Source organism: Pseudomonas sp. PB103, assembly GCF_009764635.1.
In the GTDB taxonomy this organism is placed as follows: Bacteria; Pseudomonadota; Gammaproteobacteria; order Pseudomonadales; family Pseudomonadaceae; genus Aquipseudomonas.
In genome coordinates, this window is record NZ_RWIL01000050.1 from 1 (window position 1) to 19,198 (window position 19,198).

Sequence of the window (19,198 nt, forward strand, 5' to 3'; positions counted from 1 at the left end):
GGCTGCGATCTTTTGATCTTGCTCCAAGAAAACCGGATCAAAAGATCGCAGCCTTCGGCAGCTCCTACAGGGGAATTCATTACAAACTCAACTCTCTGTTAGAGGCTTTGAGGAATTCCTGCTTCAACTCAGCAAAGGTATGCACCGCCGGAAACTGCGGAAACTCGCGAATCACATTCTCCGGCGCATGGAACAGAATCCCCGCATCCGCCTCGCCCAGCATCGTCGTATCGTTATACGAATCCCCCGCCGCAATCACCCGGTAATACAGGCTCTTGAACGCCAGCACCGACTGACGCTTGGGATCTTTCTGGCGCAACTGATAGCTGGTCACCCGCCCGGTGTCGTCAGTAATAAGACGATGGCAAAGCAACGTCGGGAAGCCCAACTGACGCATCAGCGGCTGCGAGAACTCGTAAAACGTATCCGAAAGAATCACCACCTGAAAGCGCTCACGCAGCCAGTTGACGAACTCCACCGCGCCGTCCAGCGGCTTCAGCGTGGCGATCACTTCCTGAATGTCCGAGAGCTTCAAGCCATGTTCATCAAGGATGCGCAGACGCTGCTTCATCAGCACGTCGTAATCGGGAATGTCCCGGGTGGTGGCCTTGAGGGAGTCGATTCCGGTTTTTTCGGCGAAGGCGATCCAGATTTCCGGCACCAACACCCCTTCAAGATCCAGGCAAGCAATTTCCACAAGACACTCCCGTTTGTATTGATTATTTGAGTCGAGCGAGGCCGAACTCTAGCGATTCAAATCCACTCGCGCAACGCACAGCACGCCCCGAGCCACGCAGCTTTTTGTTACCATCGGCCCCATATAGAGCGCCCAGCGCCACCGACCTGTAGGAAGCCGCCCTGATGAGTGCAACGTTCGACGTCGTGGAACTCGCCACGACCTATGCCAACAAATCCGCGCAAGACATTCTCAAACTCGCCTTTGCCGAGTTCGGCGATGACTTGTGGATATCTTTCAGCGGCGCCGAGGATGTGGTGCTGGTGGACATGGCCTGGAAGCTCAACAAGAACGTCAAGGTGTTCAGCCTCGACACCGGCCGCCTGCACCCGGAAACCTATCGCTTCATCGATCAAGTGCGCGAGCACTACAAGATCGACATCGAACTGGTGTCGCCGGACTACACGAAACTGGAACCCTTCGTGAAGGAAAAAGGCCTGTTCAGTTTCTACAAGGACGGTCACGGCGAATGCTGCGGCATCCGCAAGATCGAGCCGCTGCGGCGCAAATTGTCCGACGTCAAAGCCTGGGCCACCGGCCAGCGCCGCGACCAGAGCCCGGGCACTCGCAGTGCCGTGGCGGTGATGGAAATCGATACGGCGTTCTCCACCCCGGAGCGCACGTTGTACAAGTTCAACCCGTTGGCGCAGATGACCAGCGAGGAGATCTGGGGTTACATCCGCATGCTCGAGCTGCCGTACAACAGCCTGCATGAGCGCGGTTTCATCAGCATCGGCTGCGAACCGTGCACCCGCCCTGTCCTGCCGAACCAGCACGAGCGCGAAGGCCGTTGGTGGTGGGAAGAAGCAACGCAGAAAGAGTGTGGGCTGCATGCCGGTAACATCATCAGTAAGTCCAACAGCTAAAAGATCGCAGCCTGCGGCGGCTCCTACAGGTGACCGCATTGCCATGTAGGAGCTGCCGCAGGCTGCGATCATTTGACCTTAAAAAATGTGTACACATAAATGTCACCATCGGTGCCATTTATGTGTGCACTTTTTTGTTTCCGCGCCCTGAAAAGTTACATCCCGCCTGCGAAACGCTCACTCCAATCCGCGATGAAATTCCCGCGCCAAAAATAAATACCTGTTCAATCGGTCAATTTTTAACCAATCAATTTCAACCACTTAGCGCTCATCGATAACTTTTCGAAATGAGCACGGCTGTGCATAGATCGCCAACTGGCACAAAACTGGCTTAAGTGCATACATGTTTTGTATACAAAACTGCAAAACATAAACACTTTCGATCCGCAAGCCTGAAGCGCCCTATCCCGTACAGGCTGCAGATGCCCCGTAACCAGTGATGCTTTCACTGCCGCGACGAAGATTTGTCGAGCCTGACGGCTTATGCACAGTCATCGCGGCCCTGAACATCAGGAGCCTGCCGGAATGCGTACAAGTCTCTCCAATAACATCGCGCTGAATCTGCCCGCCTCTGCCCTTGATCAACCGTTGCCCTACGACGGTCTGAGCGAGCCGTTACAACTCAGCCCTCGCCTACACAACAGCGACCTGGCGCCCACCAAGGCTGAAGGCCGACGCTGGGGCAAATACAGCATCTTCGCGCTTTGGACCAACGACGTGCACAACATCGCCAACTACTCCTTCGCCATTGGCTTGTACGCAATGGGCCTGGGTGGCTGGCAGATTCTGTTGTCGCTGGGGATCGGCGCGGCGCTGGTGTACTTTTTCATGAACCTGTCCGGCTACATGGGGCAGAAAACCGGCGTACCGTTTCCTGTGATCAGCCGGATCAGTTTCGGCATTCACGGCGCGCAAATTCCTGCACTGATCAGGGCGGTTATCGCCATCGCCTGGTTCGGCATTCAGACGTATCTGGCCTCGGTGGTGTTCCGCGTGCTGCTGACGGCGGTGCATCCCGGCTTCGCTGAATACGATCACAACTCGATTCTTGGCCTGTCGACCTTGGGCTGGGTGTGCTTCGTGGCGATCTGGTTCGTGCAACTGGCGATTCTCGCCTACGGCATGGAAATGGTGCGCCGCTACGAGGCGTTCGCCGGGCCGGTGATTCTGCTGACTGTCGCCGCGCTTGCTGCATGGATGTACTTCCAGGCCAACGCGACCATCGCCTGGTCGACCCGCGATCCGCTGACCGGTGGCGAGATGTGGCGCAACATCTTCGCTGGCGGTGCGTTGTGGCTGGCGATCTACGGCACATTGATCCTCAACTTCTGCGACTTCGCCCGCTCTTCGCCGTGCCGCAAGACCATCAAGGTAGGAAACTTCTGGGGTTTGCCGGTGAATATTCTGGTGTTCGCCGCGATTACCGTGCTGCTCTGCGGTGCGCAATTTCAGATCAATGGCCGGATCATCGAAAGCCCGACCGAGATCATTGCGTCGATTCCCAACACCTTCTTCCTGGTCCTTGGTTGCCTGGCATTCCTGATCGTCACCGTTGCGGTGAACATCATGGCCAACTTCGTTGCCCCGGCATTTGTCCTCAGCAACCTCGCGCCGAAGTACCTGACCTTCCGCCGCGCCGGACTGATCAGCGCCACCATCGCCGTGTTGATCCTGCCGTGGAATCTCTACAACAGCCCGCTGGTGATCGTCTATTTCCTGTCCGGCCTCGGCGCCCTGCTCGGCCCGTTGTACGGGGTGATCATGGTCGACTACTGGCTGATCCGCAAAGGCCGGGTCAACGTCCCGCAGCTCTACAGTGAAGATCCCAACGGCGCTTATTACTACAGCCACGGGGTCAATTTCCGCGCTGTCGCGGCGTTTATTCCTGCGGCGTTGATCGCCATCGTCCTCGCGCTCGTTCCCGGTTTCCACAGTGTCTCGCCGTTCTCCTGGCTGATCGGTGCCGGCATCGCCGGAATGCTCTACCTGATCATCGCCAAGCGTCAGCCGCACTACGCCGACATCAGTGGCGAATCGATTGCGGTCGACAACGTCTGCCATTAACTCCCTCGCGGCCCGGGCCTCGGGCCGCAGAACTGCCCGCTATAAGGATTTCCCCATGCGTATTCTCGTGGTCAACGTCAACACCACCGAATCCATCACCGAGGCCATCGCGCGCTCGGCGCAGGCTGTTGCGTCACCCGGTACCGAAATCATTGGCCTGACGCCGTATTTCGGCGCCGATTCGATTGAAGGTAACTTCGAAAGCTATTTGGCCGCCATCGCCGTGATGGATCGGGTGATGTCCTACGATCAGCCGTTCGACGCAGTGATTCAGGCCGGTTATGGCGAGCATGGCCGGGAAGGCTTGCAGGAATTGCTCAACGTGCCGGTGGTGGACATCACTGATGCGGCGGCGAGTACCGCGATGTTTCTGGGCCACGCCTATTCGGTGGTGACCACGCTGGATCGCACCGTGCCGCTGATTGAGGATCGGTTGAAATTGTCTGGCCTGTGGGATCGTTGCGCATCGGTGCGGGCCAGTGGCTTGGCGGTGCTGGAATTGGAACACGAGCCGCAGCGTGCGCTGGAAGCAATCGTGCATCAGGCAGAGTTGGCGGTGACGCAGGATAAAGCCGAGGTGATTTGCCTGGGTTGCGGCGGCATGGCCGGGCTGGATGAGCAAATTCGTCGACGCACGGGTGTGCCAGTGGTGGATGGCGTGACGGCGGCAGTGACGATTGCGGAATCGCTGGTGCGCTTGCGCTTGTCGACGTCGAAAGTGCGGACTTATGCAACGCCACGACCGAAGAACATCATTGGCTGGCCGGGGCGGTTTGCCCGGTAGGCCGAGTTATCGTTCATCGCGGGCAAGCCACGCTCCCACAGGTTCTGAGTTGCCCACAGATTTTGTGCACAACACAAAACCCTGTGGGAGCGGGCTTGCCCGCGATGGCCGCGCCGCGGTCTGATGCCTTGCTCAAATCGCACTGAACCGCCGCGCCAACCCCCGCTCCGCAAACTGCTCAATCAGAAAATCCACAAACGCCCGCGTCTTGCCCGGCAACAATTTATGCTCGGCGTAGTAAATCGAAATATTGCCATCATCGACGAACCAATCCGGCAACACCCGCTGTAACGTCCCCGCCTCCAGGTACCCCACCGCAAACGGCATGCTCACCAGCGCAATCCCCAAGCCTTGCGCCGCCGTCCTGCAAGCGGCCTCGGAATCGCTCATGGTCATTCGCGTCTTGAGCATCAATGGCCGACAGTTCTGCGGATTGCGCCCGGTCAACTGCCAGGAACGCACACGCCCGGTTTGCGGCGAGCGGATCAAAACTCCGTCGTGATGACCAAGGTCATCCGGCTCGGTGATTTCGGGATTGGCCCGTAAGTAATCGGCGGATGCCACCAATATCCGGTGCGCCGGGCTCAGCTTGCGTGCAATCACCCCTTGCGGCAGTTCGAAACCGCCACCGATGGCTGCGTCGAAGCCCTGCCCGATCAGATCGACCTGGCGATTATCGAAATGCCAGTCCGGGTTGATTGCAGGGTATCGCCGTAGAAACTCACCGAGCATCGGCACGATGTGCAGGCAACCAAACGCGGCGCCCATGCTGACTTTCAGCGTCCCGGCCGGCAGCCCTTCGACACTGGACAGATTGGCCACGGCATTTTGAATCGTCGTCAAACTGCCACTGACCTGATCGAGGAAAAGCTGCCCGGCCTCGGTCAGCGTCAAGCGGCGTGTACTACGCTGGAACAGCCGTACGCCGAGCCGCACCTCAAGTTTCGCCACACTCTTGCCGACGGCCGCCGGGGTCAGACTCAAACGTCGCGCGGCCTCGGCAAAGCTGCCGACTTCGGCACTGCGCACGAAGCATTCGATGCTGCTGAAAGTTTCCATGACCGCCACTATAAACTTCTGGTTTACACAGACTATAGCAATCATGGTCTACACAGTTGTCGATACCACGCCGATACTCGCCACCAATACCAAGGCATTCCCGCCTTGAACACTCTGGAGATCGAACATGACCACTCAACACCTCAGCGGTAAAGTCGCTCTGATTCAAGGCGGTTCCCGTGGTATCGGCGCTGCGATCGTCAAACGCCTGGCCGCTGAAGGCGCTGCCGTAGCCTTCACTTACGTCAGTTCCACCGCCAAGGCCGAAGAGTTGCAGAACAGCATCACCGCCAACGGCGGCCAAGCCCTGGCGATCAAGGCCGACAGCGCCGATGCCGCTGCTATCCGCCACGCCGTCAACGCTACCGTCGAAGCTTTTGGCCGCGTCGACATTCTGGTCAACAACGCTGGTGTACTGGCCGTTGCCCCACTGGAAGACTTCAAACTCGAAGACTTCGACCAGACCGTGGCGATCAACATTCGCAGCGTATTCATCGCTTCCCAGGAAGCCGCTAAACACATGGGCGAAGGCGCACGCATCATCAACATCGGCAGCACCAACGCCGACCGCATGCCCTTCGCCGGCGGCGGTGTGTATGCGATGAGCAAATCGGCGCTGGTCGGTCTGACCAAAGGCCTGGCCCGCGACCTCGGCCCTCGCGGCATCACTGTCAACAACGTGCAGCCGGGGCCGGTTGATACCGACATGAACCCGGCACACGGTGACTTCGCCGAAAGCCTGATCCCGCTGATGGCCGTCGGCCGTTACGGTAAAGCCGAAGAAATTGCCAGTTTCGTCGCCTATCTGGCAGGCCCGGAAGCCGGATACATCACCGGTGCCAGCCTGACCATCGATGGTGGTTTCGGCGCCTGATTGTTCCAGATTGCCTGAACGAAAAACGCCGCCCCTCCTTGACAGAGGGGCGGCGTTTTTTTGTCTCGCTGGTTTAAGCCCAATCCAGCGCCGGCAAACCACAGGCACTCGGGGTGAACGCTTTCAGCGTACGAAGAATCCCGTCAGCGTGTGCGTATTTTTCATCGGCCATGGCGGCGTCCGGAATGGCGATGGCGGTCATACCGGCGGCTTTCGCGGCAGTCACGCCAAACGGCGAATCTTCGAACACCAGGCAATCCTCAGGCGCCACGCCCAGACGCCGGGCAGCGGTGAGGAAAATGTCCGGTGCCGGTTTGGCTGCGCCAACTTCCGGATCGTCCGCCGTGACAATGAAATCGAACAACGCAAACCAGTCGCGGTGCAACGTGGTTTTCTGGCCGAACGATTGGCGCGATGAACTGGTGCCTACGGCAATCGGGATGTTGTGCGCCTTGAGGTGACGGATCAGCTCCTCGGCACCGGGCATCGCTTGTGCGGTGGGAAAACGCTCACGCATCAACGGCTCGCGGATCAGCAGAAACTCTTCAGCGGTAATCGGCAGATCGAGGGCCTGCACCACATAATTCGCCAGATCGTTTGCCCCACGGCCAATGATGTTCTGCTTGATGCTCCAGTCGAATGTGCGCCCATAGCGCCCGGCAATCAGCGAGGTGACCTCGGTGTAAATGCCCTCGGTGTCCAGCAGCAAACCATCCATATCGAAAATCACGGCCTTGATCGGGCCGAACGCCTTCAGCGGTGCATTCATCATCGGATCCGTTATCAAAAACATCCCAGGCGCCTGAAGCAGGTCGCTGCTCGGATCTGATTAAAGGGTTCAGCAGCATAACGAGCGTGACGGACATAGAGCAACGGGCAATGTCTCTGGCGGCGATGAACTACTCGCGAACATTTAGCGAAACGTCCTACAGGCATCACCTACTTGGCCGACTTCTTTCCGCGTTGATCCCCCGCAAAGTCCTCGCACCTTTTTGATGTGCGCGAGAACTGCGAATGCTCGAAACCGATCGGTTACTGGCCCTCAACAACAGCATTGGCCTGCTGGTAGTTGCCGCACTGAATCCCGAACACCCGGATTTCGAGACCCTGATCGAGGAGTTCCGTCTGTGCCTGAACGATTACGAGGCCTGGGCCGAAGCGTTCTGGACCGGGACGGCGCTGGATATCGAGCAGGTGTTCAAGGTCGGCAACGACGTCCAGCTCAGTGCACCGCTGAAATCCTCCAAGCCGATCAGTTCATCGGTGGTGATGTGCCCGGCCAGCGGGCCGTTGACGCTGGTGCACATGTTCGAAGCCGCACGGTTTGTGCCGATCGGCGATACCCCGCTAACACTTGAACCGCTGCTGAGTGACGTCAACGGGGTTCTCACCTTTGGCGCACCACTGCATCACACCATTGGCCCGAGCGGCATTCTGCAAGTGACCGACTGCGATCGGGGCCAGCGTTATCGCATCACCTTCTTTCCCGATGTTTCAGCCGCTCACGTCAGTGCTCTGTTCGCCTCCTATGAGGCCATCCTCGCCAGTCTGGAAGGCTGGCTGCGGACTGAGTGGAGCGGGTTTCAACCCCTGTGGAAAGAGTTTTCCAGCGCCGGATTCGCTGACCGTTACGGCCAATTACAGCGGGCCGACTGGCGCGGATTCGAAAGTGCCCTGCACGGCGTCTGGGATGACATCAAGCAAGTGTTCGCCCTCCTCGCCGACTTGCAGGCCAACAGCGAAAAGCTCCTCGATTACCTCAGCGAAGCCGAGCTTGAAGCGTTGCTGCAAGCGTCCAGCGCGTCCATTGCCGACGGCTTGTTGATCCTCAGCGATGAGCCGCTGCTGTTCATTCATCTCGCGGCATTCACCAGCTGGCTGAAAATGCTGCCGCCGCAGTATGTGGCTGAAGTGGTGGCTGAAGTTCGCGTCGAACTGCTGATCGCTTTTCTGCTGATGCGGCTGTCTGGCGGTGTCGGCGTGCAAATACGCCTGAGCAGCAAAGTACTGGCGAAGATCAAGTCGCCGCGAGCACGGGAATGGCTGGCGGCTTCAGCGTTGCGGCTGGCGGAACTGAGCGCGGCACCACCGCTGGACAAACATGCCAGCGTGCTGAAACCGCTGATGATCAATGCGCGTGACGTTGTGCTGAATCCGACGCCAGCCATTCCTCTGAACATTCGCCAAGCCGATTCTTTGGTGTTGACGGTGCCAAATCCGGCGCCCATTACACGCGACAAGACTCGCAACATGGCGGCCCTGCAACGCCATGAGCCACACGACGATGTACCGGATCAGGCGAAAAACCCCAACGGCGACAACGCCGATTGCGTACCGCTGACCTGCACCAATGGCTGCCCGGTGTCGATGGTCACCGGCGAAGAACTGTTGACCCTGACCGATGGTGTGCTTGATGGGCGACTGCCGTTCGAGTTCACCCGGGTGTATCGCACCAGCGCTGTCGAGGTCGATGTCGGCCTGGGGTTTGGCTGGAGTCATTCGCTGGCGCACCGCCTGCTGTTCGAAGGCGATTGTGTGGTCTGGATCGACCACGAGAACCGCCGAACTCGGTTCCCGTTACCAGACGTCGAGCGGCCGGCGATTCACAACAGTCTGTCGCGGGCGGCGATCTTTCTTGGCGATGAACCGCAGGAACTGATCCTTGCACTGGCCGGGGATGTGCCGCGCTTTTACCACTTCCGCGCGGGGCGGCTGACGGCGATCAGTGATGCGTATGGCAATCGACTGTGCATCAGTCGGGACCGTCAGGATCGTATTGATCGTCTCGACAATGGCGCTGGCCGGGCGCTGCGATTGCGCTATGACCGGGCGCAATTGATCGCGGTCGATTACCAGGTTTTCCACGCGTCTGAATGGGTCACTGAACAAACCCTCGTCCGCTACTGCTACGACGCCCGCCAACGCCTGTTAGCCGCGACCAACGCCGTCGGTGACAGCGAGCGCTACGACTACGACGACGCCCACGTGATCCTGCAGCGGCAATTGACAGGGGGCGCGAGCTTCTTCTGGGAGTGGGAACGCGCCGGCAAGGCCGCCCGTTGCGTGCGCCACTGGGCGTCGTTTTCGCAGATGAATACGCGGTACGTCTGGGATGACGATGGCGGCGTCACAGTGCATTACGTCGACGGCACTGAAGAGGTTTACGTCCACGACGACCGTGCGCGGCTGGTGCGCAAGGTCGAGGCCAACGGTGGCGAACACCTCAAGGCTTACGACGATTGCGGGCGTCTGGTCGCTGAGCAGGACGCGCTGGGGGCCATAACCGAATACCACTACGACGAAATCGGACGGCTGATTGCACTGATTCCTCCGGATGACGCGCCAACGTCCTACGAATATCGCAACGGTTTCCTGCACAAACGCAGCCGGGGCGACGCAACCTGGATCTACCGGCGCAATGCCGAGGGTGATGTCACCGAAGCCGTCGATCCCGACGGACAGGTCACCCATTATTACTACGATATTCGCGGGCAGTTGCTGTCAATCCGTTACCCGGACAGCAGCCGGCATCGCTGGGTCTGGAATGACCTTGGCCAGTTGACCGAGGAAACGTTGCCTGAGGGTGGCGTACGACGCTGTTCCTACGATGCACAGGGACGGCGGACGACTGTTGTTGACGAACACGGTGCGGTGACCCGTCAGCAGTGGGACGCCGTCGGCCGACTGGCGCAGACGACATTTCCCACAGGCGCGACTCGCGCCTACAGCTACGGCGCCTACGGCCAGGTTACTGCCGAGCGCGATGAACTCGGGCGCATCACCCGTTATGAATACGACGACGATCTGCATCTGGTTTCGCGGCGGATCAACCCCGACGGCACGCGGGTGCAGTACCGCTACGACCATGCGCAACTGTTGCTCACCGAGATCGAAAACGAGTCCGGCGAGCGATACCTGCTGGACTACACGCCATCCGGATTGATCCGACAGGAAACCGGCTTTGACGGCCAGCGTACCGCGTATGCCTATGACCTCAACGGGCACCTGCTGGAGAAGACCGAGTTTGGCGACGACGGCTCACAGTTAGTCACCGCCTATAAACGCGATGCTGCCGGGCGTCTTCTGGTCAAAACCCTGCCCGACGGGATCATGGTCAGCTACCAATACGACCGCCTCGGCCGTTTGATCGGCGTCGATGACGGCCAGAACCACCCGATGGCTTTCGAGTACGACCGTCAGGATCGGCTGATCACCGAGCACCAAGGCTGGGGCACGTTTCGGTATGCCTATGACGCCTGCGGTCAGCTCAAACAACTGCGCCTGCCGGACAACAGCAAGCTCGACTACCGCTACACCAAGGGCGGCGCGCTGAGCGGTATCGACCTCAACGGCGCGCAACTGACCACGCACACCTTCCAGTCCGGACGCGAACAGCAGCGTCAGCAAGGCCTGTTGCTCAGCGAATACTCCTACGACGATCAAGGCCGATTGCTGGCCCATACCGTAGGCCATGAACACCAGTCACTGTATCGGCGCGACTATGCCTACAGCGCCAACGGCAACCTTGAACACATCGCCGACACCCGCCATGGCCAGCGCACCTATGGTTACGACACCCTCGACCGCCTGATCCGCGTCCGTCATTCGCGCGACGAACTGCCGGAAAGCTTCGCCCACGACCCGGCCGGCAACCTGCTGACACAGGATGGCACCGGCCCGAGCCGGATCAAAGGCAATCGCCTGCTGATGCAGGGCGACCGCCACTACGACTACGACGCCTTCGGCAACCTGATCCGCGAGCGTCGCGGCACCGCGCACAAACTGGTCACCGAATACCGCTACGACTGCCAGCACCGCCTGATCGGCCTGACCCGCCCGGACGGCAAAACCGCGTCCTACCAATACGACGCCTTCGGCCGCCGCACCCGCAAAACCGTCGACGGCGTCACCACCGAGTTCTTCTGGCAAGGCGACCACCTCGTCGCCGAAAACAGCCCCAACGAATACCGCAGCTACGTCTACGAACCCGGCACCTTCCGCCCGCTGGCCATGCTCGACGGCAAAGGCCCGAAAAAGGCCTGCCCGTTTTATTACCAACTCGATCACCTCGGTACGCCGCTGGAGCTGACCGATTACAGCGGGGAAATCGTTTGGTCGGCGCAGTACGACGCGTACGGCAAGGTCGCGGCGCTGACCTTGGCGGCTGAGGACTACCTCGATCAACCGTTGCGGTTTCAGGGGCAGTATTTCGATGGGGAAAGTGGGCTGCATTACAACCGGCATCGGTACTACGACCCGAGGTTGGGGCGGTATCTGACGCCGGATCCGGTGAAGCTGGCGGGTGGGCTGAACCAGTACCAGTACACGCCGAATCCGACGGGGTGGGTGGATCCGTTGGGGTTGGCTTGCATTCCCTGTCCGGGAGCAATACCGGCAGATGGGCCATACAGTGAAATCGTTCCTGGAGGAGGATTAGCAGCTCACGAAGCGCAAGGTGGGCATCTGATTACCAGGCATGTTGGCAGAACTGACGCCCAGTTGGCTCAACGGCTCCAAGCAGAACCTAACATTCCCGCTGCTTCTACTTTCTTGAATCGCGCTGATGCCGAAGTTGCAGTGTCAGAGGCGCTAAACGCGAACTCACACAGAGTGACGGCGTTCTTGGCCAGCACCCAAGCAAAGACGAGTTTTACGCATGATCTCATCCGACCGGTGGGTGTAAGTATGCTCAATGGTGTAACGCATTCCCAATCGGCATCAAAACTACTATTAGTGTTAAAAAAAGACGCTTCGCTGCCTTTGGGATATTTTTTACTAACAGGGTTTCCAGAGCTATGAATAATGACTTTCCAGAATCTCAAGTATTTTTTGGGGCTTACTTCCATCAAGACTGGCTGATGGAGCACGACACAGCAGATCAAGTCATCGATGACTTTTTGAAAAGCTCAGACAAAGAAATACTGATTTCAGTACGTAGCGAATTGCAAACGCTTATAAGCAGAGGACTAAATGAAATGGACCTACGAGCATTATTCTTAAAGGAGCTCAAATGTTATTACTGCTACTGGAATGAATGGGCATCTGGCGAAGTATGGCTGCGCCACATCGAGAGAAAACTGAACGAAAAAATGGCTGATTAATGTGCGCACTTCTAATGGGCCTGAAGTCCCAGGCCCTTAGAGTCAATCAGCAGGTTTGCCTCCAGTAGCAACCGTTCACTGCTCATCCTCATCCTCTTCATACTCCATATCCGCCTCATCCGAATCATTCAGCGGCACCGTCGCATCATCCATCAGCGATCCTGGATCTTCGTTTCCCGGATCATTGATAAACGGCAGTCCGCTCGGGCCTTTTTCTTCCTTGCCTTCGGTTTCGGGAGTCATGGCAAACCTCTTTTTTCGGGGAAGTGTATGACGTTCGAAAAGCCCTGCAGCCAATCGTTCCTGAGTCCTACCTGCAAAAACGAAAAACCCGGCACGAGGCCGGGTTTCTGTTGAACCGCTGATCAATGATGACGGTTCTTGTGTTTATTCTTGTGTTTGTGGCCGCCGCCGGAGTGGGATCCGCCGTCGTCCCCCAGGTTGTTGCCGACCGCACCACCGGCCGCGCCACCCAATCCTGCACCGACAGCCGATCCGGTTGATCCGCCGAGGCTATTACCGATTACTGAGCCACCCGCAGCGCCGAGGCCACCGCCAATCGCGGCTTCGGTGCGATTGCGTTTATTCGCCCCGACCGCGCCGCCGGCCGCGCCGCCTACACCTGCGCCGACCGCCGCACCTGTGCTGCCACCAAGTTGGCCGCCAACCACGTTACCCAGTACGCCACCGAGCCCGCCGCCCACGGCTGCCGAACCATCCCCGGCAGCCATCGCGCCTTGCGTCACCAGCAATCCGAAAAACAGTGCAGATAATGACAATCGCATATGAACCTCACAGTTCCCGAATCGGGACAGTCCGCCCAAGCCAGGGCCTATGTGAGATTGGAGACGCTCGTGAGAAAAACGTTCAGCAACGAAAAAGCCCGGCATCGAGCCGGGCTTTTTCTGAAAAACGATCAGTTTCAGTGACGCTTGTGACCTTTGGCCAGATTGCTGCCGACCGCACCGCCCGCTGCACCGCCCAGACCTGCACCGATGGTGGCGCCAGTCCGGCCGCCCAGGCTGTTGCCGATTACCGAACCACCGGCTGCCCCGACACCACCGCCGATGGCTGCTTTGGTGCGGCTGCCCTTGCGAGCCGTCAGTGCACTGCCCGCCGCGCCTGCAACGCCGGCACCCACTGCCGCACCGGTGCTGCCGCCCATTTTCTGACCGAGCACATTACCCAGCGCGCCACCCAGGCCACCGCCCAGCGCCGCAGTGCCATCACCGGCAGCCATTGCACCTTGAGCAACCAGAAGGCCCAGAACCAGAGCAGGCAGAGTTAAACGCATGAAGAAAACCTCAAAAATTGGGATGACAAAAAGGGCCGGGATTTAATGCTCTCGGGGCGCAAAAGTCCAGACGAAATCAGAGACCTGCGCGCACATGGCGCCGATTGGACAGCAATTCTGGAAAAGGTTTTATGACAGGCAAAAAAAAGCCCGCTGGGGAGACGGGCTGGAGACTTGCTTTCTAACGGATGGCTTCACCCTACTTCGATCAACGTGAAAAGTTTGTGAAAACCCTTTGAATCATCCATCGCCTGTAGGGAATTCCCTTCCATTCATCAGAGACAAAAAACCCCGCTCAATTGACGGGGTCGTTCATTCCGGAATTATTTCCGGGCCCGAGTTGCGACCTTCGGAAGAAATTTGGCTTTCGGCCCCTTGGGCGCCGCGGATTTGATCTTGCCGGTCTGCACCGGGTCCTCGCCAAAACCTGCCTGGTACTCGGTCTGGCCGCACCATACGCAGTTGTTGAAGGAAAATTCAGCGCCATCGTCTTCGATATACGGATCAGTCATACCTTCGCCCCTTCGCCATCAGTCGACACCGGCAAAAACCCTTTTGCCTGAAAAAATATCGACCTCCAAGGCTTTTGAGACTAGCCGGTCATTACTGGACTTGTTATTCAGATCGTCTGATCCCCGACGAATGGCCTACAAAAACCAAACGTCACATACGCCCGCTCATCCCACATCGCTAAAGAATTCCGCCGACTGGCCGTTGCCCTTTTTCATACAAATGAATCTCAAGGAGAGAACATGCAAATCAACGGATTCCCGAATCTGCCCGTCGTAAAGCTCACGGACGAACAAATCGCAGCCGGCAAGGCTGGCGCGGAAAAACTCAAGGACAAGATCGCTTCCGGCGAAATCACCATCAAAAATCCGGGTCCGGATACGCCGGTTCTGCAGCCTGGGGTCATTTACCATCCGAGCCAGCCGGTGCAACCGAGCCAACCCTCCGATACGCCTCCGCTGGTCGCTATCGACACGCCGCTGACCTATGACGATAAAGGTCTGGTGACCCTCAAGCCACAGGGCTGATCGCCAACCGAAAGAGCCCATTCGACTTTTGAATGGGCTCACAGGCCTGACACCCCATCAGCGCAACTTCACCGCCGTCCCCGTCGCAAACACCACAACCATCCCGCCCTTGCCACCGGGCATGCTGATCTCGAAATCCACCCCGACCACCGCATCCGCCTGCAAAGCGCGCGCCCGCTCGCGAAGTTCTTCCGTCGCCTGCACACGAGCCTCCTTCAACGCCCGCTCCAGCGTCTGCGAACGTCCACCGAAAAAGTCGCGCATTCCGGCGAACATGTCGCGGATCACATTGACGCCCTGCACCGATTCCGCACTGACAATGTCCAGGTAGGCGGTGATCTGGCGACCCTCAATGGATTGAGTCGTTGAGATGATCATGGTGTCGTCCTTTTACTGATGAATAAAAGCGCTGATTGTAATGCTCAACGCAACTCCAATCCGCCGCCTGATAAATTCCAGACACCAGAAACCACAAAACCCCTGACTTCTTTCGAAATCAGGGGTTTTGTGTACTGAATGTGGCGGTGAAGGAGAGATTCGAAACTACCCGTTTGCGGTTTTTTGAGCACACCCCCCCGGTTTATAAGGGCTGCAGAGGAGCGAATTTTTTAATCTCAGTCCCATGTCAGTCCCATGGGTTTTGCGCATCAGGTTGCAGAACACGGACGCGAAGCCCGTTTCGACGTTTCATGTTGACCCATGGGAAAAAGGTAATTTTGGTAATGCGGCATGAGACACGCTCTGGAAGCCTTGAAAATCGGAGCGTAGAGAGAAGTACGCAGAGGTAATGATTTGGTAAGTATGAGGTTAGAAAATTACCTTTCCTATGAGTAATCCCTTATAGCCCTAAAACCCAGTAAAACCGGGCGCTTCAGAAATTATTACCCTAACTCTTACCTAAAATTACCTCTTGAGGTAATGAGTGAAAGCCAAACACGACAAGGGCTGCAGCGCGTTTCCACACCTTGCTTACCAAAATTACCTTTTTCCCAGCCCACGTCTGAAAAATGACCAAGACGACGTCCCTTTTCCGTGTTTTCACATCATGAGAATTTGGCAGTAATAGCAAGAAAATTCTTGGTGACTCTGTGCGATACCAGAAAACCCCGCAGAGCCAAGCAGACCGGGCCTTACAACCGCTTTCCCAGCGGACTGGGCGTTGTCGGATTCGCAAGTGGTGCGAACAGTTCCAAAAACGAAAATACCCTGTGCAGTAGGTTTTTCAGGCCGCAGCCCCAGCACGTCGGGCGTCTCACTTCCTTGGCCAATTCGTCGATGCTCCGTAAAGCTGTGCCACGGATCTGCACTTTTTTACAAAACCTTGCACTGCGTGCAATCCATGCAACGCCCAGAGCCCCCGCAGCAGACCTGGGTAGAGCGGGTGATTACACCGCTCTGGCCTTTGCACAAAAAAGGTACGCAAAGCCCGTCGGCGGGAGGGGGATAAGTGCTTTCCCAGGCATTTTTTTGTCACAATGATCAATTTCGAACAACAGAATATGAAAGCCACCAAATAGGTGGAAATAGTCACGCCTTTTTCCTATCCTATTCCAATCCCTTTTAAAGACTGCACTATTGACTGATAGGAAAAGTATGAACTTCAAGGAGACAATCAAAGAGCACTTCAAAAAATTCGAAGCATCCCCCATGCTTTTTTTTGGGTCTGGTATGTCTAGACGATATCTCGGACTTGAAAGCTGGGAACCACTCTTATTGAAGTTTTGCGAAGCAATAGGTGAAAACCATCTACGCCTACGTACAAATTCAGGGGGTGACCTACCAAGATATGCTCAGCTCCTTGCAGAGAGCTATGGACAAAAATGGTGGGAACTGCCTTCATCAGCACAAACAGCAGATGAGTACAAAGAGCACTTTATAAATGAGAGCTCAGTATTAAAAATTGAGATTGCAAAATACCTACAGAACGCACACAACAACAAAATTGATGCCATGGAGGAGGAACTTTCCCTTCTATCTCGGGCCAACATCGATGGAGTTATCACCACTAACTGGGATAGATTACTAGAAAATCTTTTCCCAAAATTTACAAGCTTCATTGGACAGGACGGCCTAATAGCTGGACGTAGTCATGGAATTGCAGAAATCTATAAAATCCATGGGTGTTCATCCCTGCCGAACTCCCTAGTCCTTACTGACGCCGACTACGTTGAGTACAGGCGAAAAAACCCTTATTTATCATCCAAGCTATTAACTATATTTATAGAACGCCCCGTAATCTTCCTAGGATACTCACTAACCGACGCACACATTGCAGAAATCCTGGAAGATATAATAACTTGCTTCCCAGAAAAGAGCTTAGACTTCCTGCGCAACAAACTTATATTCGTTGAATGGCAAAGCGACTTGGAAGAACCAAGCATTTCAGACTCAGTAATACATAAAAGAATACCGGTAAAACTCATCCGAGTAAAAAACTACATAGAGCTCTTCGAAGTTTTAGCAGAAACCAAAAAAAGAATACCTGCGCATATTTTTCGAACAATAAAGGATGAACTTTATGAACTCGTTATCACTGACGACCCTAAAGGACAGCTATATGTAAGACAAGAGTCAGACTTAGAGAAAAGCAACTCACTAACCGAGTTCGTAGTAGGCTACGGTGCAATATCCACTTTGAAAAAAGGGGAAGCAATAGCAAAGCAAGGCTTGATTGGGCTTGAGCGGGCAGACTTAATTCGTGATGTTATTTTTGAAAACAGAGACTATAACTCAAAGGATGTTATTGGCAGTGTCTTTCCAAAACTAGCAAAAGGAACCCAACGCGTTCCAATCTTTTATTACTTAAATCGCGCTGGCTTGATTAATGAAGATGGCAGTTTGAACAATGCCGAATTAGAGTTATGCCCGGGAGCTGCACTTCGTTTCAGCTGGGATATTGATCACTACAGAAGCGAAGGATATGAGCTGAGGAGATCAAAAACCGTACCACAGGTTTTGATTGGCATTAATGAACTATATGAATGTGGCTTTGAGCTTTTTCTACGTATGGTTCCGTACATGGATCCCGCATTGATAAAAAAAGGACAACAGGATTTATTTGAAATCCTGAAAAAGCACGCCGACAATGGATCAAGTAACTTTGCAAAACTAGTCTGCATTTACGACTTAATAAAGAACAGCAAGCGATACTAATACCATAAGCCAAACAACTTGCGGAGCTGCACATGTCCAAAACTGCATACTCGATACTTAACAAGAAAGAATTGGATGTGGAACAATTGCTGGCGCTATATGGCAACCATAGTGTAGAAGAGTCGATTCAGATATTAGCTGATATTCCAGATCACATCCGTACGATGGTCAGCATGGATGTTCAATGCCCATCATGCGGCGTGGACGGAGCTATTTTAGTAAGTGGTGCAAAATCGAAAACTACAGCTAAAGCTTTGCGCCAAGCACACTTTCGATTCGTAGGCGCAAAAAATGAAGATGCCCACCTTCCTTTTTGCGAGTTCAACACACTTGCTTCCGACCTTCCGAAGCAAAGCGAGTTAGTTGACCTTCAATCGGATAGATCGCAAGAAACACGTCAGGTTCGCCAACTGGTGTGCAAAGGCATTGAAGGTGGAGTCTTCGATCAGTCAAATATAAGATCGATGCGCCAATGGTATTTCGAACTAAAAACTTCCGTGCGCTTTCGTGTAACCGCATCGACAGATACATTTAATTATCTCTATGACCTGCTCGGAACTCATCCGCACGATTCGCTAGTACACCACCCATCGCACGCGGAGATCCCAAACTTCGACTGGCGTCATGCGGCGAAAGTAAAACTCACTCTAGATCAAGCAGATCTAGTTGAGGAAGCTAGAGGCATTCGGTTCGGCGACAGCAGGAAAGATGCAATTAGACTAGCAGAACGATATAAGGATTGCGAAGTTTTTGACGTCTCCGCACTAGAGCCTTATTATCAAAAAACGATTCAACTTTCTATGTTTACTGCACGCGCGCTTGGCTACAAAGCTCACACCTGGATGAACTATAAGTTTGGAAAAGTTTCCTCGCCACTACTAGCTTTCTGCTCGCTACTTCTAAGCTCCTCCGAATGGGATCTCAATGTTGCAATAGAGAAGTTAAGCATTATTCTAGGCATGCCCGAACCCAAAAACTTTCTACATGGAAACATTATCGGCCTTAATCCATTTATTGACTACAACGCTTGGAGAACAATCAAAAAAGTATGCGAAATAGGAACAACCTTTTCGATCCCCAATAATTTTACTAGTCGAATCAAAGAAATTGAAGCTGAAATGCGGGCCGAGCATTTACGTTGGCGCAAAGAAAAAGGCTTGCCTGAAAAGCCAATGGAGACAACAAAAAAATTAGTGTGGCCACCAGAAACAAAAAGTCCCTATTAAATAA

The 19,198-nt window shown here is 55.5% G+C and carries 17 protein-coding genes; 9 read left to right on the forward strand and 8 right to left on the reverse strand.

Translation table 11 applies throughout. From position 1 onward, the window contains the following. Nucleotides 1-79: 79 nt before the first annotated feature. The gene (gene thrH, locus EJA70_RS09575; protein WP_158830576.1) at nt 80-697 is read right to left on the reverse strand and encodes a bifunctional phosphoserine phosphatase/homoserine phosphotransferase ThrH; all 618 of its coding nucleotides are present in this window, start codon (nt 695-697) and stop codon (nt 80-82) included. 164 nt (nt 698-861) lie between these two features. Here thrH and EJA70_RS09580 point away from each other — a divergent pair, with 164 nt between their 5' ends. The 3 genes from EJA70_RS09580 (at nt 862) to EJA70_RS09590 (ending at nt 4,450) form a co-directional block, all read left to right on the forward strand. After that, nucleotides 862-1,602 carry a phosphoadenylyl-sulfate reductase gene (locus EJA70_RS09580; RefSeq protein ID WP_158830577.1) on the forward strand — a complete coding sequence of 247 codons (741 nt, stop codon included), beginning with the start codon at nt 862-864 and terminating at the stop codon, nt 1,600-1,602. 525 nt (nt 1,603-2,127) lie between these two features. After that, the gene (locus EJA70_RS09585; protein WP_158830578.1) at nt 2,128-3,666 is read left to right on the forward strand and encodes an NCS1 family nucleobase:cation symporter-1; all 1,539 of its coding nucleotides are present in this window, start codon (nt 2,128-2,130) and stop codon (nt 3,664-3,666) included. Nucleotides 3,667-3,721: 55 nt separating this feature from the next. Then, on the forward strand, nt 3,722-4,450 hold the full coding sequence (locus EJA70_RS09590) for an aspartate/glutamate racemase family protein (RefSeq protein WP_008080992.1): 729 nt from the start codon (nt 3,722-3,724) through the stop codon (nt 4,448-4,450). A gap of 132 nt (nt 4,451-4,582) precedes the next feature. Here EJA70_RS09590 and EJA70_RS09595 read toward each other — a convergent pair whose 3' ends face one another. Continuing rightward, nucleotides 4,583-5,509 carry a LysR family transcriptional regulator gene (locus tag EJA70_RS09595; protein ID WP_158830579.1) on the reverse strand — a complete coding sequence of 309 codons (927 nt, stop codon included), beginning with the start codon at nt 5,507-5,509 and terminating at the stop codon, nt 4,583-4,585. Between the two features lie 127 nt (nt 5,510-5,636). Between EJA70_RS09595 and EJA70_RS09600 the strand changes: the two genes are divergently transcribed. Next, nucleotides 5,637-6,383 carry a 3-oxoacyl-ACP reductase family protein gene (locus tag EJA70_RS09600; protein ID WP_158830580.1) on the forward strand — a complete coding sequence of 249 codons (747 nt, stop codon included), beginning with the start codon at nt 5,637-5,639 and terminating at the stop codon, nt 6,381-6,383. Nucleotides 6,384-6,456: 73 nt separating this feature from the next. Here EJA70_RS09600 and EJA70_RS09605 read toward each other — a convergent pair whose 3' ends face one another. Then, on the reverse strand, nt 6,457-7,152 hold the full coding sequence (locus tag EJA70_RS09605) for an HAD-IA family hydrolase (RefSeq protein WP_158830581.1): 696 nt from the start codon (nt 7,150-7,152) through the stop codon (nt 6,457-6,459). A 245-nt stretch (nt 7,153-7,397) separates the two neighbouring features. On the opposite strand from EJA70_RS09605, the gene EJA70_RS09610 reads away from it, so the two are divergent. Both EJA70_RS09610 and EJA70_RS09615 read left to right on the forward strand, forming a co-directional pair. Then, on the forward strand, nt 7,398-12,182 hold the full coding sequence (locus tag EJA70_RS09610) for an RHS repeat-associated core domain-containing protein (RefSeq protein WP_158830582.1): 4,785 nt from the start codon (nt 7,398-7,400) through the stop codon (nt 12,180-12,182). Continuing rightward, nucleotides 12,179-12,484 (forward strand): contact-dependent growth inhibition system immunity protein, encoded by a 306-nt coding sequence (locus EJA70_RS09615; RefSeq protein WP_158830583.1) that lies wholly within the window; start codon nt 12,179-12,181, stop codon nt 12,482-12,484. Before EJA70_RS09610 ends, EJA70_RS09615 begins: the two co-directional genes overlap by 4 nt. 75 nt (nt 12,485-12,559) lie before the next feature. Here the strand turns inward: EJA70_RS09615 and EJA70_RS30815 are convergent, their stop codons facing one another. From EJA70_RS30815 to EJA70_RS09630, 4 genes are all read right to left on the reverse strand, one after another. Then, on the reverse strand, nt 12,560-12,727 hold the full coding sequence (locus EJA70_RS30815) for a hypothetical protein (protein WP_163005296.1): 168 nt from the start codon (nt 12,725-12,727) through the stop codon (nt 12,560-12,562). Nucleotides 12,728-12,849: 122 nt separating this feature from the next. Next, on the reverse strand, nt 12,850-13,269 hold the full coding sequence (locus EJA70_RS09620; RefSeq protein WP_008080984.1) for a YMGG-like glycine zipper-containing protein: 420 nt from the start codon (nt 13,267-13,269) through the stop codon (nt 12,850-12,852). Nucleotides 13,270-13,406: 137 nt separating this feature from the next. Further along, nucleotides 13,407-13,778, reverse strand: coding sequence for a glycine zipper domain-containing protein (locus EJA70_RS09625; RefSeq protein ID WP_008080982.1), 372 nt, complete (start codon nt 13,776-13,778; stop codon nt 13,407-13,409). A gap of 323 nt (nt 13,779-14,101) precedes the next feature. After that, on the reverse strand, nt 14,102-14,290 hold the full coding sequence (locus EJA70_RS09630) for a hypothetical protein (RefSeq protein WP_158830584.1): 189 nt from the start codon (nt 14,288-14,290) through the stop codon (nt 14,102-14,104). A 240-nt stretch (nt 14,291-14,530) separates the two neighbouring features. On the opposite strand from EJA70_RS09630, the gene EJA70_RS09635 reads away from it, so the two are divergent. Then, the gene (locus EJA70_RS09635) at nt 14,531-14,815 is read left to right on the forward strand and encodes a hypothetical protein (protein WP_158830585.1); all 285 of its coding nucleotides are present in this window, start codon (nt 14,531-14,533) and stop codon (nt 14,813-14,815) included. A gap of 57 nt (nt 14,816-14,872) precedes the next feature. Here EJA70_RS09635 and EJA70_RS09640 read toward each other — a convergent pair whose 3' ends face one another. After that, complete coding sequence (locus EJA70_RS09640) at nt 14,873-15,193, reverse strand: YbjQ family protein (RefSeq protein WP_008080978.1); 321 nt, start codon at nt 15,191-15,193, stop codon at nt 14,873-14,875. Between the two features lie 1,215 nt (nt 15,194-16,408). On the opposite strand from EJA70_RS09640, the gene EJA70_RS09645 reads away from it, so the two are divergent. Beyond that, complete coding sequence (locus EJA70_RS09645; protein WP_158830586.1) at nt 16,409-17,968, forward strand: SIR2 family protein; 1,560 nt, start codon at nt 16,409-16,411, stop codon at nt 17,966-17,968. Between the two features lie 32 nt (nt 17,969-18,000). After that, on the forward strand, nt 18,001-19,194 hold the full coding sequence (locus EJA70_RS09650; RefSeq protein WP_158830587.1) for a hypothetical protein: 1,194 nt from the start codon (nt 18,001-18,003) through the stop codon (nt 19,192-19,194). Nucleotides 19,195-19,198: the final 4 nt, after the last annotated feature.

Bases quoted from the DNA above. Each gene is read 5' to 3' on its own strand.
- EJA70_RS09645 (WP_158830586.1), top strand. From the start codon at position 16,409: ATGAACTTCAAGGAGACAATCAAAGAGCACTTCAAAAAATTCGAAGCA.
- EJA70_RS09615 (WP_158830583.1), top strand. From the start codon at position 12,179: ATGAATAATGACTTTCCAGAATCTCAAGTATTTTTTGGGGCTTACTTC.
- EJA70_RS09605 (WP_158830581.1), bottom strand. From the start codon at position 7,152: ATGAATGCACCGCTGAAGGCGTTCGGCCCGATCAAGGCCGTGATTTTC.
- EJA70_RS30815 (WP_163005296.1), bottom strand. From the start codon at position 12,727: ATGACTCCCGAAACCGAAGGCAAGGAAGAAAAAGGCCCGAGCGGACTG.
- EJA70_RS09590 (WP_008080992.1), top strand. From the start codon at position 3,722: ATGCGTATTCTCGTGGTCAACGTCAACACCACCGAATCCATCACCGAG.
- EJA70_RS09610 (WP_158830582.1), top strand. From the start codon at position 7,398: ATGCTCGAAACCGATCGGTTACTGGCCCTCAACAACAGCATTGGCCTG.
- EJA70_RS09635 (WP_158830585.1), top strand. From the start codon at position 14,531: ATGCAAATCAACGGATTCCCGAATCTGCCCGTCGTAAAGCTCACGGAC.
- EJA70_RS09580 (WP_158830577.1), top strand. From the start codon at position 862: ATGAGTGCAACGTTCGACGTCGTGGAACTCGCCACGACCTATGCCAAC.
- EJA70_RS09585 (WP_158830578.1), top strand. From the start codon at position 2,128: ATGCGTACAAGTCTCTCCAATAACATCGCGCTGAATCTGCCCGCCTCT.
- EJA70_RS09640 (WP_008080978.1), bottom strand. From the start codon at position 15,193: ATGATCATCTCAACGACTCAATCCATTGAGGGTCGCCAGATCACCGCC.
- EJA70_RS09600 (WP_158830580.1), top strand. From the start codon at position 5,637: ATGACCACTCAACACCTCAGCGGTAAAGTCGCTCTGATTCAAGGCGGT.
- EJA70_RS09620 (WP_008080984.1), bottom strand. From the start codon at position 13,269: ATGCGATTGTCATTATCTGCACTGTTTTTCGGATTGCTGGTGACGCAA.
- EJA70_RS09650 (WP_158830587.1), top strand. From the start codon at position 18,001: ATGTCCAAAACTGCATACTCGATACTTAACAAGAAAGAATTGGATGTG.
- EJA70_RS09595 (WP_158830579.1), bottom strand. From the start codon at position 5,509: ATGGAAACTTTCAGCAGCATCGAATGCTTCGTGCGCAGTGCCGAAGTC.
- EJA70_RS09630 (WP_158830584.1), bottom strand. From the start codon at position 14,290: ATGACTGATCCGTATATCGAAGACGATGGCGCTGAATTTTCCTTCAAC.
- EJA70_RS09625 (WP_008080982.1), bottom strand. From the start codon at position 13,778: ATGCGTTTAACTCTGCCTGCTCTGGTTCTGGGCCTTCTGGTTGCTCAA.